Origin of the sequence: Muriicola sp. Z0-33 (assembly GCF_026126425.1) — a bacterium.
Classification (GTDB): domain Bacteria; phylum Bacteroidota; class Bacteroidia; order Flavobacteriales; family Flavobacteriaceae; genus JAFMPW01.
Genome location: NZ_JAFMPW010000002.1, coordinates 374,903 through 391,825, shown reverse-complemented (window position 1 = coordinate 391,825; position 16,923 = coordinate 374,903). Strand labels below are relative to the sequence as shown.

General features: G+C 40.5%; 13 protein-coding genes and 1 tRNA gene. 9 read left to right on the top strand and 5 right to left on the bottom strand.

Annotated elements, in window-relative coordinates; genetic code table 11:
- The first annotated feature begins 42 nt into the window (after nucleotides 1-42).
- The 4 genes from J1G40_RS04620 to bshB1 all read left to right on the top strand — a co-directional run bounded on the left by J1G40_RS04620 (nucleotide 43) and on the right by bshB1 (nucleotide 4,176).
- On the top strand, nucleotides 43-597 hold the full coding sequence (locus J1G40_RS04620; protein ID WP_265241408.1) for a hypothetical protein: 555 nt from the start codon (nucleotides 43-45) through the stop codon (nucleotides 595-597).
- 207 nt (nucleotides 598-804) lie between these two features.
- Nucleotides 805-2,211: an MATE family efflux transporter gene (locus tag J1G40_RS04615; RefSeq protein WP_265241389.1), complete on the top strand. Its 1,407-nt coding sequence runs from the start codon at nucleotides 805-807 to the stop codon at nucleotides 2,209-2,211.
- A gap of 40 nt (nucleotides 2,212-2,251) precedes the next feature.
- Entirely contained in the window at nucleotides 2,252-3,427 is a 1,176-nt protein-coding gene (locus J1G40_RS04610) for a trans-sulfuration enzyme family protein (RefSeq protein ID WP_265241387.1), read from the top strand.
- 26 nt (nucleotides 3,428-3,453) lie between these two features.
- Nucleotides 3,454-4,176, top strand: coding sequence for a bacillithiol biosynthesis deacetylase BshB1 (gene bshB1, locus J1G40_RS04605; protein WP_265241385.1), 723 nt, complete (start codon nucleotides 3,454-3,456; stop codon nucleotides 4,174-4,176).
- Here the strand turns inward: bshB1 and J1G40_RS04600 are convergent.
- Nucleotides 4,173-6,227, bottom strand: a complete 2,055-nt coding sequence (locus tag J1G40_RS04600; RefSeq protein WP_265241383.1) for a tetratricopeptide repeat-containing sensor histidine kinase — start codon at nucleotides 6,225-6,227, stop codon at nucleotides 4,173-4,175. The genes bshB1 and J1G40_RS04600 overlap by 4 nt on opposite strands.
- A 297-nt stretch (nucleotides 6,228-6,524) precedes the next feature.
- Between J1G40_RS04600 and J1G40_RS04595 the strand changes: the two genes are divergently transcribed.
- Nucleotides 6,525-6,600: transfer RNA gene (locus J1G40_RS04595), tRNA-His, on the top strand.
- 146 nt (nucleotides 6,601-6,746) lie between these two features.
- Here J1G40_RS04595 and J1G40_RS04590 read toward each other — a convergent pair.
- Together J1G40_RS04590 and J1G40_RS04585 are read right to left on the bottom strand one after the other, a co-directional pair.
- Nucleotides 6,747-8,318: a M28 family peptidase gene (locus J1G40_RS04590; RefSeq protein ID WP_265241381.1), complete on the bottom strand. Its 1,572-nt coding sequence runs from the start codon at nucleotides 8,316-8,318 to the stop codon at nucleotides 6,747-6,749.
- Between the two features lie 80 nt (nucleotides 8,319-8,398).
- Nucleotides 8,399-9,253: an AraC family transcriptional regulator gene (locus J1G40_RS04585; protein ID WP_265241379.1), complete on the bottom strand. Its 855-nt coding sequence runs from the start codon at nucleotides 9,251-9,253 to the stop codon at nucleotides 8,399-8,401.
- A 132-nt stretch (nucleotides 9,254-9,385) separates the two neighbouring features.
- Between J1G40_RS04585 and J1G40_RS04580 the strand changes: the two genes are divergently transcribed.
- Genes J1G40_RS04580 through J1G40_RS04565 form a run of 4 tightly spaced genes read left to right on the top strand, consistent with a single transcriptional unit; the run spans nucleotide 9,386 to nucleotide 14,647 of the window.
- Nucleotides 9,386-10,306: a dihydrodipicolinate synthase family protein gene (locus J1G40_RS04580; protein WP_265241377.1), complete on the top strand. Its 921-nt coding sequence runs from the start codon at nucleotides 9,386-9,388 to the stop codon at nucleotides 10,304-10,306.
- Nucleotides 10,307-10,328: 22 nt separating this feature from the next.
- Nucleotides 10,329-11,912: an aldehyde dehydrogenase (NADP(+)) gene (locus J1G40_RS04575; RefSeq protein WP_265241376.1), complete on the top strand. Its 1,584-nt coding sequence runs from the start codon at nucleotides 10,329-10,331 to the stop codon at nucleotides 11,910-11,912.
- A 13-nt stretch (nucleotides 11,913-11,925) separates the two neighbouring features.
- Nucleotides 11,926-13,647, top strand: a complete 1,722-nt coding sequence (locus J1G40_RS04570; RefSeq protein ID WP_265241375.1) for a DUF885 domain-containing protein — start codon at nucleotides 11,926-11,928, stop codon at nucleotides 13,645-13,647.
- Complete coding sequence (locus tag J1G40_RS04565; protein WP_265241373.1) at nucleotides 13,637-14,647, top strand: 4-hydroxyproline epimerase; 1,011 nt, start codon at nucleotides 13,637-13,639, stop codon at nucleotides 14,645-14,647. The genes J1G40_RS04570 and J1G40_RS04565 overlap by 11 nt, the downstream gene beginning before the upstream one ends.
- A 15-nt stretch (nucleotides 14,648-14,662) precedes the next feature.
- Here the strand turns inward: J1G40_RS04565 and J1G40_RS04560 are convergent, their stop codons facing one another.
- Both J1G40_RS04560 and J1G40_RS04555 read right to left on the bottom strand, forming a co-directional pair.
- On the bottom strand, nucleotides 14,663-15,646 hold the full coding sequence (locus J1G40_RS04560; protein ID WP_265241371.1) for a carbohydrate kinase family protein: 984 nt from the start codon (nucleotides 15,644-15,646) through the stop codon (nucleotides 14,663-14,665).
- A gap of 235 nt (nucleotides 15,647-15,881) precedes the next feature.
- Complete coding sequence (locus J1G40_RS04555; protein ID WP_265241369.1) at nucleotides 15,882-16,511, bottom strand: response regulator transcription factor; 630 nt, start codon at nucleotides 16,509-16,511, stop codon at nucleotides 15,882-15,884.
- Nucleotides 16,512-16,923 lie beyond the last annotated feature (412 nt).

Sequence of the window (16,923 nt, the reverse complement as noted above, 5' to 3'; positions counted from 1 at the left end):
AATTTCCTTAAATTTATCGTGCAAAAAACTAAAATTTCTACGATGGCTAAACGTAAACTGAAATGGAATTCTGAGAAAATACTAAGTCTGTCCGCAATGAGCATGAGTTTTATTACCCTGCTTATATTCATGTACCAGACCGATCTTATGAAAAAACAAAACTACCTCTCTATCTTGCCGTATTTGGTTGTGGGTGATAGTCATAATAGAGCTAATCTATCCTATGAGCTAGATATTTATAATCATGGAGTCGGGCCAGCAATTATAGAATCTGTTACTATAATTCACCAGAATAAAAGATATGATCTCAGAGAACACGACAACAGGGTTTATTCTCTATTACGGACTCTGGCCCCACGTTTAGACAGTGTCATAAATTATTCAACTTCCACTTTGGAAAGGGGATTGGCCATTCCGGCAAATGCGGAGTACAATATATTCGCTGTTAATAATTCTACTGAAGATTATCTTCTTATGACTTCCGAACTTGAACGTTTATTAGCAGAAGGATTGAACTTTGAAATTGTTTATAAATCCATGCAAAATGAACATTGGATGATTAGCATAGACTCTGAGGGCCCTGTTAAATTGGATTGAGAATCTCCTACACGGCATCAAAATTTTAAAAAATATTTGGTGCATTTATTTAATTATTCAATTTTTTTATGATCTTTGCGCCATCATGAAGTTATAGAAATTATGTTAGCCATAGATGTCATAGGTAGTACACCTGAAAATTAGAGCCGTATTCTTTGCTGCTCCAAGACATCATTTTTCTTCTATTAAAACATAATTATTTCTATAATGACTCAAGATAAACTCACATTTAAAAAACTATTCAATTCGTTCATCATTGCTATAACAGGCAGGGAGAATAATTTTACAGAAGGCAGTATACGCAAGGCCATATTTATGCTTTCCATCCCTATGATCCTGGAGATGATGATGGAATCTATATTTGCCGTAGTAGATATTGCCTATGTCTCTCAGGTAAGCGTAAATGCAGTAGCCACTATTGGGCTCACAGAATCTGTAATCACCCTGGTATATGCTGTGGCTATAGGCCTTAGTATGGCTGCTACGGCCGTAGTAGCCAGAAGAATAGGGGAAAAGGATATAAAAGGCGCGCGAGAAGCCGCTATGCAGGCCATTATGCTTGGGGTTTTGGTGGCCCTTTGCGTAGGTGTTGTTGGTATTTTTTATGCCAAAGAAATCCTGGCCTTGATGGGTGGCGAATCGGATTTGATCGCAGAAGGATATGGTTATACTCAATGGTTAATAGGGGGTAATATAACCATCCTACTACTGTTTTTGATCAATGCCATTTTCAGAGGTGCCGGAGATGCTTCAATGGCTATGTGGACATTGGTATTGTCTAATGGTTTAAATATCATCCTGGATCCCATTTTTATTTTCGGATGGGGGCCCATCCCGGAATACGGTGTCATGGGAGCGGGTATTGCCACAAATATTGGTAGGGGAACCGCGGTAATCTTTCAACTCGCCATCTTGTTTTTCGGATGGAGTCGGATTAAAATCGGTTTTCAGGATATCGTATTACGTACTAAGGTGATGATGAACCTGGTAAAAGTATCGATCGGGGGCATTGCCCAGTTTCTTATTGGAACATCGAGCTGGGTCTTCTTAATGCGCCTGATGTCAGAATTTGGCAGTGAAGTACTTGCAGGGTATACAATAGCCATACGGGTAATGATGTTTACCATCATGCCTGCCTGGGGTATGAGTAATGCCGCCGCTACATTAGTAGGACAGAATTTAGGAGCCAAACAACCTGATAGAGCAGAAAAATCTGTTTGGATTACCGGGAAATACAATGCGTATTTCATGTTGATGGTATCTGTGGTTTACCTGTTGTTTGCAAAAGAAATTGTCACCTGGTTTAATGCAACCCCCACTGTTGTCGAAAATGGAGCACTTTGCCTACAGATTATAGCAGCCGGGTATATCTTTTATGCTTACGGGATGGTGGTATCACAGGCGTTCAATGGTGCCGGGGATACCAAGACACCGACGAAAATCAATTTCATTGCCTTTTGGATTTTTCAGTTGCCATTCGCCTATCTGGCGGCAATAACTTTTGAACTCGGAGCCCTGGGAGTGTTTATGGCCATCACTTTGGCAGAAGTAATGCTATCGGTAATCGCAATTATCTGGTTTCGCAGAGGTCATTGGAAAAAAGTTAAGGTATAGTCTAATTTTGTAACTTTAACACGGCTAAAACCGGATTGTTATGGAAAGAAAAAAAAAGGGGTTAAACACAATTTGCACTCATACAGGCGAGATAAAAGATGACACTTACAAAGGAGCCATTTCTCCGCTGTATATGAGCACTTCCTACGCATTTGAAGATGTAGATGTAAAGCGATACCCGAGATATTTTAATACCCCAAACCAGGAAGGCCTATGTAAAAAGATCGCCGCGCTGGAAAACACAGAGGCCGCACTCATCTTTGGTAGCGGAATGGCCGCGATAAGTACGGCGTTGATGGCCTTTCTCAGGGCAGGAGACCATATTGTGCTTCAGAATTTGCTGTATGGGGGTACCATCAATCTGGTGACAGAAGAATTTGAAAAATATGGTATATCCTATTCCTTTACAGAAGGATTGCATGCTGATGATTTTGAAAAGCTAATAAGGCCCAATACAAAGGTGATCTATATAGAAACCCCTTCAAATCCTTTATTAACCCTTACAGACATCAGTAGTATTGCCGCCCTTGCGAAAAAGCACAATCTGATATCGATGATAGATAACACTTTTGCGAGTCCGGTAAATCAGAACCCTGTAGACTTAGGTATAGATATTGTTGTTCATAGTGCCACCAAGTATATGGGAGGGCATTCGGACATTTGTGCAGGTGCGGTGGCAGCATCTTCCAATCATATTGAAAAAATATTTGCACTTGCCAAGAACCTTGGAGGTAGTTTAAGCGACTATACAGTGTGGCTGCTCGAAAGGAGTTTAAAGACCATGGGGATCCGGGTTAGGGCGCAGAACAATAATGCGCTCCTAATGGCAGAGTTCTTAGAAAAACATGAGGATATTGATAAAGTGTACTATCCGGGGCTGACGTCGCACCCGGACCATGAGTTGGCCGTTGCCCAGATGAAAGGTTTTGGTGGAATGCTGTCTTTTGAATTAAGGGAAGAACTGGATGCTGCTTTATTCCAGAAGTCCTTGCAGCTTATTAAATCTTCCATGAGTCTGGCCGGGGTAGAAAGTACTGTGCTTACACCTGCAAAGGCTTCACACTCCTTACTGTCGGCCGAGGAGCGAAAAAAGCAAGGTATTGCTGATGGTCTTATCCGATTTTCAATCGGTATTGAAGAAATTGAAGACCTTATTGCGGATATTGAACAGGCAATTCAGAAGGTAAGAAAGATGGCATCGGCTGTAGCCAACTAGTTATATAATAATTGAGGTTAAAATATATGAAATTAGACATTTTGGTTTTTGGTGCTCATCCGGATGATGCAGAATTAGGGGCCGGGGCAACGATAGCAAAGGAAGTAAGCAACGGTAAAAAAGTTGGCATTATAGATCTTACCAGAGGAGAACTTGGAACCAGAGGGTCTGCCGAGTTACGCGACAAAGAGTCTGCAGAAGCTGCCAGAATACTGGGGCTGGCAGTAAGAGAAAATTTAGAATTTGCAGATGGTTTTTTTGTGAATGATAAACAGCATCAAATTGCTGTGATTCAGATGATACGAAAATACCAACCAGATATTGTGCTCTGCAATGCGGTTTCTGATCGCCATATAGATCATGCAAAGGGGAGTAAATTGGTAAGCGATGCCTGTTTCCTCAGTGGTTTGTCAAAAATAGATACAAAGCTGCCGGGTGACGATCAGTGGCAGGAATCCTGGAGGCCAAAAAATGTCTACCATTATATACAGTGGAATAATATAACTCCTGACTTTGTTGTTGATGTTACGGGCTTTATAAAAAAGAAGCTGGAAGCTGTCGCGGCCTATACCTCACAATTCTACGATCCGGATAGTAAAGAACCTGATACGCCAATAAGCAGTAAAAATTTTGTAGACAGTTTAGAGTATCGTTCAAGAGACTTTGGACGGTTGGTAGGGGTAGAGCAGGCGGAAGGTTTTACGGTAGAGCGGCATATAGCCGTTAAACATCTGGGTGATATTTTTTAACTCGCTTTGCTGTAATTTTTTTCTTTTTCTGCTTTGGGTAAGGTGAAATAGAATGTACTACCTGTTCTTAGGTTACTGTTCACCCAAATGGTGCCATTGTTTTTTTCTACCATTTCCTTGCATAATGAAAGTCCTAAGCCTGTACCTTTTTCATTATTTGTACCGTAGGTAGTGATGTTCGCATTTTTAGAAAAGAGCTTTTCCTGTGTTACCTTATCCATTCCTACACCGGTATCCATTACTGAAATTTCCCAATGGTGCTGTTTTTGTTCAGACCTAATAGTAACAATACCACTCTCTGGTGTAAACTTGAGTGCATTACTAATAAGGTTTCGGATAACAATATCTATTTGATCACTATCGGACCAGGTAAGCGTGTTGGCGGCAATTTCACTGACAATTTTAATAGATTTTTTCTCTGCAATTTCAGAAAGCAGGTTAACATTCATATCAACCAGAGCTTCAATATCTACCACTGAAGGCTTGGTAACCGCGCCATTCATTTGGGTATAACCCCAGGAAAGCAGATTATTTAGCGTAAAGAAAATATGATCCACGTCGTCTCTGAGTTTAGGAATAAATTCCAGAAAGTCTTTCTGACTTATTTCACCGTCCTTAAACATTTTCAACAAACCTTGCAGTGCTCCAATTGGCCCCCTGAGATCATGTCCAATAATAGAGAACAACTTGGTTTTAGTTTCGTTACTTTCGCTAAGGGCGGTCTCCCTGTTTTCAAGAATTTCCTGTTTACTCTGTAATTCTGCGTTGAGCTTTTTCTGTATTTTCTGCCCTCTGTGCACCAAGATGGTAATGGCTATAAAGATGAGTAAGATAGCCAGGGCCGCATTTACATAATTTTGCTGCTTAGCCAAGGCTCTTTCATTCTCCTGGATTAACTCCATTTTCATATGATCGTGCTCATCCTTAACTTGCAGCATAGTAAGACTTTTTTGGTTCTCACTTCGTGAAAGGGTGTCCGAGAGTTCCTGATAAATCTCGTGATAGGATAGGGCAGTAGCGAACTTGTTTTTGTTCTTGTTAATTATATAAAGCGTGCGCGCACATTTTTGTTTGCCCTCTAAAAAATCAATTTCATTGGAGATATTAAATGCTTCCTGGGCATATTTTTCGGACAGTATGTCCTTTCCTTGTCCAAGGTAGGCCTCCGCCATTCCGTTGTACAAATCTATTTTACCCCTGGTATCATTCAGGGTTTTATGAAGAATATTACTCTGATCATACCAGTAAAGTGCCCATTTATATTTTTTCTGCTTTAAGTATATTTTCCCTTTGGTTTCATAGGCAAACGCAAGCCAATCCGGGCTTGAGTTTTTTTCAAAGATGGCGGTGCTTTTATTAATATAGAACATTGCGTAATCCAATTCTTCCATATCTGCATAAAGCGATGCTAAGTTGCTGAAAGTTTCTGCATTAATAAGTTCATCATTTAACTCGTCATTGATCTTTTTAACTTTCTTATAATATATTAAGGCGTCTTCAAAATCATGCTGGGATGCAAACAAGCTTGCAATGTTTTCATTTAGGATAGAGAGCATTTGTTTGTTGTCTTTCTCTTCTGCCAGTTCTAATGCTTTCAAATAGCCATTGAGTGCTTTTGCAATATCACCTTTATAACCATATTCGCTAGACAGGTTATTTAGTATTCTTAATTTTAAATCATCATTGTTGATTTCTTGTGCAATAGTCCAGGCCTCGTTGTATTTTTCGATGGCCTTGGCATTTTTACCCTTATCCGAATAATAATCCCCTATTCGAAACAGGGCCTCACTATGTCCGTTTTTGTATTCAGCAGATTTGCTGTGCTCAAGTGCCTGGGTAGCCAATAACAACAAACTGTCTTCATTGATATATCGCATTTTACCAGAATACTTGTTGAGGAGATTGATATAGGTGGTATCCTTTACATTAAAATCATTTTGAGACTGTAATTTGGTAATTCGATCCTTTATTTTTTGGTGATCTTTATGTTGCGGGTAGCCGAAATGAATGCTGCACACAAGCATTAAAATAAGAAGAGAGGTTCTTCTCAAATTTTTAGGTAGGTTTTGTAAGTCGGGCGTATTCAAGGGCATTTTTTGTACAACATAATCAAGACGTAAAAATAGGTTGCTCTTAAGGCCATATCTAATTTATGTTGTGAAACGGCGATTTTTGTGTGTTTTATCGCATTTAATGTGCATTTAGTCGATGTTTTTACAAATATGGCACCCAATTAGGGGCTGCTCTAATTGTTGACTTTTTTCTGAAAACCTGGAATTACCAAAATATCGTTCCATTTATTTTGAATCAAAGACTAAAAAAAATTACCTTTGCCACCGCTTGCAAATGGTGGTTGTAGCTCAGTTGGTTAGAGCGCTGGATTGTGGTTCCAGAGGTCGCCGGTTCGAACCCGGTCTTCCACCCAAGAGGTCATCACGCTGCAGGCGTGATCCTGGACTCAGAAGGTTATAGCTTACAGAGCGCACCTTTTAAGTAAAAGTAACAGAGAAAGGCCCGGTTGATATCAACCGGGCCTTTTATATTTATCGCACAATCTCTTATGGGCTATTTTATTTGGTGGCTTTATCAACAATCACCCGCTGATCCCTATTGGCTACGGCCCATGCCGTATGGAAAATAAGACGACTTCTGTTCTCTAAAAGATCGTAATTAATTTTATCCGGAGTGTCACCGGGCCTGTGGTAATCGGCGTGGGTGCCATTAAAGTAAAATATTATAGGGATATTGTTCTTTGCAAAATTATAATGATCACTGCGGTAATAAAAACGATTAGGATCATTATCATCATTGTATTTATAATCTAACTCCAGGCCAGCATATTTTTCATTGATTTCCTCAGAAAGTTCATGAAGATCAGTGCTCAATTTGTCCGAACCAATTAGGTAAACATAGTTCCGGTCTCCATCTCTTTTAGGGTCTATTCTACCAATCATATCAATGTTTAAATTGGCTACAGTTTGGGATAAAGGAAAAATGGGATCTAAATCTGTGTAGTACATGGAGCCTAAAAGGCCCTTTTCTTCTCCGGTAACATGCAGGAATACTATAGATCTTTTTGGTCCATTGCCCTTATCTGCGGCCATTTTAAAGGCCTCCGCAATTTCTAACATAGCTACAGTACCCGAACCATCATCGTCTGCCCCATTGTTTATTTGTCCGTCAGCCGTAATTCCTATATGGTCTAAATGAGAAGAGATAATTACATACTCATTAGGTATTTCGCTGCCTCGTACTATAGCAGCCACATTTTCGGATGAGATTTGATCATTTTCACTATTCAAATCCAGGGACACCTTGGCGGTCTTGACTTCCAGATTGGCAGCTTCTTCAATATTTGGTAAAATGTCTTTGGCCATGGTTGTTCCCATTATAATCAGGGTGGGATTTTTGTCTTCGCTTTTCAACCCCATATTTCCAGACTTATTTCGTTGCATATAGTCGAAATATCTCTTGTATCGCGCGTAATTAGCAGTGTCATAATACAAGATGGCTTTAGCGCCCTTTGCTTTGGCTACTTCTGTGCGCTTTCCTATAGATTCGGACATATTGCTCCAGGCAGATTTATCATTAGAACCAGAGAGGACGTAAGAGCCATCAGCATTCTTGGGCTCACCAAATTTCATAAGGACAATTTTATCTGTTACGTCAATGTCTTTGAAATCGGAATAATCACCTTCTTCAATTCCATACCCCACATAGACAATTTCATCATAAGCACTAATATTTCCTGAAAACGTAAGAAACTCTTTTCCAATAGTATATAATTTATCATCTATAGTAATAGTTCCAATTGGTAACTTTGCCATTTCTAAGGGTACATTCTGAAAATAATCTCCATCTTCCTTAGCAGCAGGGATACCTAATTTCTGGTATTCTTTCTTAATGTATTCAACTGCTTTTTTCTGACCTTCCTTACCGGTTTCCCGCCCTCCAAATTCATCTGAAGCATAGATATATAGATGGTCTTTTAGCTCCCCTTCTGTAATGGTCCCTGCATAATTTTCAGCACTTGCCGTAACTTCTGCTGCTGAACTGGAAGAACTCTCCGGAGGAGAGACCGTCTTCTGGGATGAATTACAGGCCAGAAATAGGCCGAATACAAGAAATAATATTTTCTTCATAATGGATGGATATTACATTCAAAATTCCCCAAAAATAGTGAAAAGAAAACGAACAAATTGTAAGAAAAATATAAATGTTCTTAGCTGGCGCGTTTCCCTATTTTATTGAAGTATGCGGTAGGAGTAACCCCCTTGATATCCTTAAATTTTCTATTAAAATTGGAAATAGAGCTAAAACCTGATAGCGTAGCAATCTCCGAAATGGAAAGCGAAGAACTATCTCCCAGTAATAAACAGGCATGCTCTATCCGTAATTCTATAACAAACTGGAAGAATGTTTTGTTGGTGCGCAGTTTAAAGAAGCGACAGAAGGCACCAGGGGTCATAAACGCCATTGCTGCGACAGTATTCAGCGTTATCTCTTGCTGAAAATTGTTCATTACAAAGTCGAAAACAGTCTGCATTCTACTCCCTTCATTTACTGATAATTTTTTAGGGTAGACAAAGCCTGTTAATACCTGCTGTTCCGATTTGGAAAGCAAACGAAGCAATTCCAGGAAAATCAGGAATTTTGAAAACTTATCTGTTGTGGCAATTTGTCTTATAAGTTTACAGGCAACTTCTGTATTGGAGATTAACTTAAACCCGGCATCGGACCTCATAAAAAATTCCTGAACCTGCTCCATCTCAGGAATATCAAAAAAATATTCCCCAAATGAAGTTTTAGTAAAGAATATAGAAATCATATGTGCTTCTGCAACATCAGCCGCACTTCTATATACATGAGGACATTTTTGCCCAATTACAAACAGGTCCCCGGATTTAAAAGGATGTACACTATCTGCTACTACCAATTTCCCTGTACCGGCAACTATATAACTTATCTGAATTTCTTCATGCTGGTGAAGCTTATCATAGAATTGCTCCGAGTAATCTGTCTGTACCACTAACCGTTCATGTACCGGTTTGGGAATTTTAAAAGGTTGAACCTTCATAACATTAAGCGTATATTACTCAAAAATATAAATTAGATTCTAAAATGGGTTAAAATAAGCTCAAAAAAGGGTAAAATTTAGGCATGGTAACAACCTTTGGGTATTTATTTTTGTCTTATAAAACAGCAACATATGGATATTAAATGGGAAGGTGTTATGCCTGCAGTAACTACTAAATTTACCAAAGAAGACGAGTTAGATCTTCGTATGTTTCGGATTAATATTGAGGCCCAGCTGGCAGCTGGGGTACATGGCATAATCCTGGGAGGCACCCTGGGGGAAGCAAGTACCTTAACAGAAAATGAAAAAGAAATATTAGTTAAAGAAACCGTGGACCTTGTAAATGGTAAGGTGCCGGTGATTCTAAACATAGCTGAACAGACCACAACTGGGGCAATTACTGCCGCCAGAAAAGCCGAGAAATTTGGAGCAGCTGGCCTGATGATGCTACCGCCAATGCGCTATAAGGCAGATGATTTTGAAACAATGACCTATTTTAAGGAGGTGGCACAAAGCACAGATTTACCCATTATGATCTATAATAATCCAGTAGACTATGGCATTGAGGTAAGTCTGGATATGTTTGAAGAGTTATTGAGTTGTGATAATATTAAAGCGGTAAAAGAGTCTACGCGCGATATCACCAATATTACACGTATCAAAAATAGATTCGATGATCGTTTAAAAATATTGTGCGGGGTAGACACCCTGGCACTCGAAAGCCTGTTGATAGGTGCTGAAGGTTGGGTAGCCGGACTTGTATGTGCATTTCCAGAAGAAACTGTTGCTATTTATGAGTTGGCCAAAATGGGCAGAATAGACGAAGCCATTAAAATATATCGTTGGTTTATGCCTTTATTGGAACTGGATATAAGCCCTCAGTTGGTCCAGAATATTAAATTGGCCGAAGTGGCTACGGGCATTGGCACAGAAAATGTAAGAGCCCCAAGATTACCTCTAAGGGGTGCAGAAAGGGAACGGGTTTTACGGATTATTGAGGAGGGTGTAAAAACTCGGCCCGACTTAGCAGCATTTAAAGCGATGAATCCTTAAATTTGATACAGACATTTATATTATGATTCACGGTAAAAATTATATAGGTCATTCGACATCGGCCCAGGGTTCAAAAACATATCAAACATTTAACCCTTTATTGAACAGGGAAAATGAAACCCTGTTCCACGAAGCTTCTGAAGAGGAAATAAACAATGCAGTTTCCCTGAGTAAAGCTGCGTTTAATACTTACAAAGAATTATCTGGCTCAAGGAAGGCTTCCTTTTTAGAAGCCATAGCCGACGAGATCATGGAATTGGGTGATGAGCTGATTCAGACCTACTGTTCAGAATCCGGACTTCCGGAAGGCAGGGCTATGGGGGAAAGGGGCAGAACCATAGGACAATTGCGTTCTTTTGCCCATCTGATTAAAGAAGAATCCTGGGTAGATGCCTCTATCGATACGGCACAACCAGATAGAGCACCCATTCCCAAGGCGGATATCAGGAAAATGCTGGTACCTCTTGGCCCCGTGGTAGTTTTCGGGGCAAGCAATTTTCCACTGGCATATTCTACCGCCGGCGGAGATACCGCATCGGCACTGGCTGCGGGCTGCCCGGTAATTGTTAAAAGTCACCCCATGCACGCAGGCACCGGGGAACTGGTAGCCTCAGCAATCATTTCAGCCGCAAAAAAAACAGGAATGCCAGACGGGGTATTTTCCAATTTAAATAGCAGTGGCATAGAAGTCGGGCAAAGTCTGGTAAAACATCCCGATGTAAAAGGAGTTGGTTTTACCGGAAGTATCCGTGGGGGAAGAGCATTATATGACCTGGCTGCAAGCAGAGAAGAACCTATTCCGGTCTTTGCAGAGATGGGCAGTATTAACCCGGTTATTATTCTTCCTTCAGCCATGAATAAAGATGGAGCTGAATGGGCTGCCACCTATGCCGGTTCTATTACCCTGGGTAGCGGACAATTTTGTACCAATCCCGGATTGCTGCTAGGGTTAGATGGTGATGAAATGGAGCATTTTGTTGCACAACTTTCAGAGGAAATTATAAAGAAAGAGCCTTCCTGTATGTTGCATCCTAATATAATTGGGGCGTATGAGAAAAATAAGGCCATGGCCACTGCTCAGGCAGGCACTGATGTTGCCGCTTCATATTCGGAGGAAGTCCCTCCCAATTTTGCAAGACAAACTGTTCTTACTGTAAATGGTAAGACCTTCCTGGAAAATAATAGCTTGCATCATGAGGTTTTTGGACCTTTCTCTTTGGTGGTAAAAGCCAAAGATATGACTGAGCTTGTAGAAATAATCTCAGGGTTAGAAGGCCAGCTAACCGGAACTATTATTGCTGAAGAAGAGGAACTATCTAATAATCCTACCTTGGTAGGAGCTTTGCAAAACAGGGTAGGGCGGCTAATTTACAACGGTGTCCCCACCGGTGTTGAAGTATGCCCGTCTATGCATCACGGAGGTCCTTATCCCTCTTCAACAGATAGCAGATTTACTGCAGTGGGTATCCATGCGATTAAAAGGTGGGTAAGGCCTGTAAGTTATCAGAATTGGCCCAACAACCTCCTGCCGAATGCTTTAAAAGATGAGAATCCGTTAAAAATTTCCCGCCTGGTTAATCAGGAGCAAACTAAAGACGAACTCTAAAAACAGTGAATTAATGAAGTGTCTGGGGACCTTACTGTTTTTAGTGCTATTTGTTAGTTGTAATAGCCATGTGGAAAAAAACGAAGCTACCCATTTACAGGAAATCATCTCTTCCTATGAGACCCATGAGGGTTATGATAAGGAAGAATATCCTTTGGGACTTTTTACAAAGGCATATTTTAAAAAAGAAGCAGAATTTGCTGAAACCATCATAAAGGAACTCGATGCCCTGGACAAGAGTTCATTGAGTGAAACGGATGATATTTCTGCAAAATTACTTCGATTTCTTCTACAGGATAAGATAGATTTTTATAATTATGAACGCTATCTGAACCCAATTCTGTCAGATGCAGGTTTTCATGCCAGCCTGCCCTATATGGTAAGGCCACTTGCAGATCATAAACAGGCCATAAAGTACCTGGATAAGCTTAATGCCATACCCCAATACGTAGACCAGCAATTAGTGCATCTAAGAGCAGGCCTGGCCAAAGGTGTTGGGCAACCAAGAGTAATATTTAAAGGATATGAATCTTCCTATAATGATCATATAGTAGCAGATTTCAAAGAAAGCTATTTTTATTCTCCCTTTAATAATTTACCAACAACATTAAGCAAGAATCAAAAAGACAGTTTGTTGCTGGCAGCTAAGGAAAGCATTCAGAAAGCTGTGATTCCCCAATTTAAGAGGATCAAGGCCTTCTTTGAAGAGGAATACCTGCCAAAAACCAGGACATCTACTGGTATTTCCGAGACCCCGGAAGGCATTGATTACTATCAGAACAGGATTAATTACTATACTACCAGTACGGCCTATTCAGCGGACAGCATCCACAACATTGGAAAAAAGGAAGTGGCGAGGATTAGGGCGGCTATGGAAAAGATCATAGAAGGACTTGAGTTCAAGGGAAGTTTTGCCGATTTTCTTAATTTTCTTAGAACAGATGATCAGTTTTATGCCAAAACTCCTGAACAGCTGCTTATGATAGCACGCGATATGGCGAAAAGGGCAGATGAACAATTGCCGAGGTTCTTTAAAACGTTACCCCGTAAACCTTATGGGGTAGCTGCAGTACCAGCTGCAATTGCTCCAAAATATACGGGCGGAAGGTACGTAGGTACCGGTTCCCAAAGTACAGATCCCGGATATTACTGGGTAAATACCTATAATCTTCCCAGCAGGCCACTGTATACTTTACCCTCACTTACGGTTCATGAAGCCGTACCGGGGCACCATCTGCAAGGGGCGCTGAATTTGGAATTGGGCGATAGCATTCCCGAATTTCGCAAAGACCTCTACCTTTCGGCTTACGGAGAAGGCTGGGGCCTCTATACAGAGTTTCTAGCCGAAGACATGGGCATGTATACCTCCCCCTATGAACATTTCGGGAAATTAACCTATGAAATGTGGCGTGCCTGCAGGTTGGTGGTAGACACCGGCATTCATGCAAAGGGTTGGACAAGAGCGCAGGTGGTAGACTATATGGCTGCTAACACGGCCTTATCCATGCATGAGATCAATACCGAAACAGACCGGTATATCTCCTGGCCGGGCCAGGCACTTTCATATAAGATAGGAGAATTAAAAATCAGGGAGTTGCGCAAGAGGGCAGAAGAACAACTCGGAGAAAAATTTAATATTCGTGAATTTCACGAAGTGGTGCTGGGACAAGGCACAGTTACCCTTGCTATTTTAGAACAAAGAATAGAAAATTATATTACTAAGAATGGCAATTAGAGGGACTTTTAAATGTATTGATGCGCATACCTGCGGTAACCCTGTTCGTCTTGTAGTAGAGGGTGGTCCCCAATTGCGGGGTGCAAATATGAGTGAAAAAAGACAAGACTTTTTAGAGCAATACGACTGGATACGCAGAGGGCTGATGTTTGAACCACGGGGGCACGATATGATGAGTGGAAGTATACTCTACCCTCCTTCCGATGTAAATAACGATATAGGGGTGCTGTTTATTGAGACCAGTGGTTGCTTGCCTATGTGTGGACATGGCACTATTGGAACGGTAACAATTGCCATTGAAGAAGGCCTGGTACAGCCCAAAAAACCGGGATTTTTGAGATTGGAAACTCCGGCCGGACTGGTAGAAGTTAGTTATAAACAGACCAATGGTCAGGTAGACTGGGTGAAATTCTTAAATGTAGAATCGTATCTGGCAGGCCAGGAACTCAACATAGATAGTGCTTCACTGGGCTCCCTGCAGTTTGATGTGGCCTACGGAGGTAATTTTTATGCCATTGTGGATGCCCAGGAAAATTTTAGTGATATAAGGGATTACAGCGCAGCCGACCTTATCAGATTTAGTCAGGAGATTCGGGATAAAATCAATCTGAAATATAAAGATCAATTTATTCATCCCCTGGACAGCTCCATTAAAAATGTGAGTCATGTTTTATGGACAGGGGCGCCTATTTCTGGAGAAAGTACAGCAAGGAATGCTGTGTTTTATGGAGATAAGGCTATAGACAGATCTCCCTGTGGTACCGGAACTTCTGCCCGGATGGCACAATGGTGTATGCAAGGTCGTTTAGAGGTAGGAGATGAATTCATTCATGAGAGTTATATAGGATCTAGCTTTATTGGTAGGGTAGAGGAGAAAACCGAACTGGCAGGCTTACAGGCAATTCGTCCAAGTATTCAGGGCTGGGCCAAAATTTATGGGCATAATACCATTACCATAGATGACGATGATCCTTATGCCTTTGGATTTCAAGTCGTCTGAAACTAATGAACGCTTTTAGATACTACCGTAAGTATCAAGAATCATTTGATCTGTTTCATCTTTAGATTTAAAAACGTCAAATGTCCTGCCCTGTGTCCTTTGAGCGCCAAGAGAGTTGGCATATTTGGTTGCCCTGATGTAGTTGGTTTTATCTTCCAGCAAACCAAATCCTAATCCGCCTGCAAAGGAGTCCCCACAGCCAGTAGTGTCTACCACGTGATCTACCCAGACAGATTTTACAAATACTTCCTTAACATCCTCGTCTTCTTTATAAAATACGGCCCCTCCTTTTTCATCCAGGGTAACAATAAGACAATTGATACCATTATTCAGGGTATGTTGTGCAAGGGCCATTAAATGCTCTGTACTCACTTCGTCAAAATGCTTAAGTTCTTCTGTTTGGTATTCCTTTTCGAACCAGCAACATTTAGATTCTTCCAGATTCATTTTTAAAACATCTATATAGGGTAGCCACTGATCCCTGTCTATCCAGAATTTTATGAGTCGGTCACCAAGGATAGTGGTCGTATTGGTAGGCCCGTGGGCATCAAAAATAATGGTTCCTTCACTGTTCTCTTTTATATACTTCAGGGTTTCCAAAGGCACCTCATAGTCTGTTATCGGTACACAAACGAAAGCATCACAATGCAACAGTTCTTGCAGGTCTTCGGGTACAATAGGGTTCATAAACCCGGTTTGTTTCTCCAATCTGTTATTCTGATCAACAAACTTCAACTGAATTACATCACCCTGGTCTGCATCAGAGGTAATATAGGCAGTGTTTATGTTAGAATAATTGCTAAGAAGTTCCTTAACAGGACCTTCATCAATTTTGCGAACATGGGATACCAAATGTACTGTTCCATTTTCCCCAAGTAATTTTGCCAGACCTATAGCCGTATGGGTGGCACATCCATATTTTTCTATTACTTCTCCATGATGTGTGGTAATATGATCTCTTGGTATGGGTCCCAGAACCGCTACATTATATTTAGCCATTATTCTAACGCAAATTAAGTTGTGTAAAGTTCAAGATAAATAAAAGTAGGTAATCCCGGAAGTTTTAACTTATATATTCCGAAGAAAAGGAAAGGATAGTTTAAAAAAAAAGCATTTTAGTCCAAAAGAGGACTAAAATGCCTTCCGAATAATTGAGCTAGCAATATAGATATTCCCTGATGATCTGATGTATTTGAAACACACCTGGCAGACCTCCAGAAGACTATCCATTGTATCATGATAGTTCTAACTCCTGAAGCTTGTTTAATGCTTCGGATTTAGAATTCACATCCAGTTTAAGATAGATATTCTGAATATGAAAGTTTATGGCACTTGTGGTTACAAACAGTTTGTCAGCAATAGTCTTGTAGGTTGCACCTTGTGACAAATGCTCAATAATCTGATTTTCCCTTTTAGAGAACGATTTATACGTTTTGCGCTGAAACATGGCAATGACTTTCTTGGCAATATCATTACTGATAATTGCACCTTCGTTGCGCACCGACTTCAGTGCACGATGGAGTCGTTTTTCATTAACAGGCTTTGTGAGGTACCCGTTAGCACCATTTTTAAAGGCTCTTTTTATACAATCGAAGTCGCTCTGATCACTATTGATAATTATTTTGACATTCGGATCTTTATCGCGAAAAAGTTCCATGCCTTCAATGCCGCAGATGTCCGGGGTTGAAATTTCCGAAACAATTATATCCGGGAGAATATTCTCATAGTCTTCCAGGGCTTCGTTTACAGAACTATAGGCACCTGCCAGATCAAAGTCTGAATAGGATTCAAAAAAACTTGAATACAAATCTTGAATTTCGGGATTATTATCAATAATGATAATTTTTAAAATCTCTGGTTTCATATTAAATAGAATTTGGGTTGTATTTCTTCTGATCTTCTGTTGAGGAAGATCTTAAGTTTGTCAGTGTCAGGTTCTTGGTTCTTACAATCACAAAAATTGGGATTGTAAAGTTTACTGCATGGAAGTAGGATTCTTATTCTTGGTCACAAAGCACCAGGCACTTATAATAAAGCGTTGATTAAACTTTTAAAATAATTGATTGCCTTTTGCTTGTTATGGCATGACCAATAAAGGATTCCCACCTTGCTAGTTTAGCAGTATCTGAGTTCCGGTCTGTGCCTAAAGTTGAGGTTTAAAAAAGAATAGGATTCTTTTTGTTTACGCCTGTCGTTCTGTGTTGTGACGGTGGGGTGGTTGACGCCTGATGTTGAGCTCTCAGTTGCGTCGCTCTTGATGTTGATGTCGGGGTTGA

Coding starts and splice junctions, on each gene's coding strand:
- J1G40_RS04565 (WP_265241373.1), top strand. CDS start 13,637: ATGGCAATTAGAGGGACTTTTAAATGTATTGATGCGCATACCTGCGGT.
- J1G40_RS04555 (WP_265241369.1), bottom strand. CDS start 16,511: ATGAAACCAGAGATTTTAAAAATTATCATTATTGATAATAATCCCGAA.
- J1G40_RS04560 (WP_265241371.1), bottom strand. CDS start 15,646: ATGGCTAAATATAATGTAGCGGTTCTGGGACCCATACCAAGAGATCAT.
- J1G40_RS04570 (WP_265241375.1), top strand. CDS start 11,926: ATGAAGTGTCTGGGGACCTTACTGTTTTTAGTGCTATTTGTTAGTTGT.
- J1G40_RS04620 (WP_265241408.1), top strand. CDS start 43: ATGGCTAAACGTAAACTGAAATGGAATTCTGAGAAAATACTAAGTCTG.
- J1G40_RS04585 (WP_265241379.1), bottom strand. CDS start 9,253: ATGAAGGTTCAACCTTTTAAAATTCCCAAACCGGTACATGAACGGTTA.
- J1G40_RS04580 (WP_265241377.1), top strand. CDS start 9,386: ATGGATATTAAATGGGAAGGTGTTATGCCTGCAGTAACTACTAAATTT.
- J1G40_RS04590 (WP_265241381.1), bottom strand. CDS start 8,318: ATGAAGAAAATATTATTTCTTGTATTCGGCCTATTTCTGGCCTGTAAT.
- J1G40_RS04615 (WP_265241389.1), top strand. CDS start 805: ATGACTCAAGATAAACTCACATTTAAAAAACTATTCAATTCGTTCATC.
- J1G40_RS04575 (WP_265241376.1), top strand. CDS start 10,329: ATGATTCACGGTAAAAATTATATAGGTCATTCGACATCGGCCCAGGGT.
- J1G40_RS04610 (WP_265241387.1), top strand. CDS start 2,252: ATGGAAAGAAAAAAAAAGGGGTTAAACACAATTTGCACTCATACAGGC.
- bshB1 (WP_265241385.1), top strand. CDS start 3,454: ATGAAATTAGACATTTTGGTTTTTGGTGCTCATCCGGATGATGCAGAA.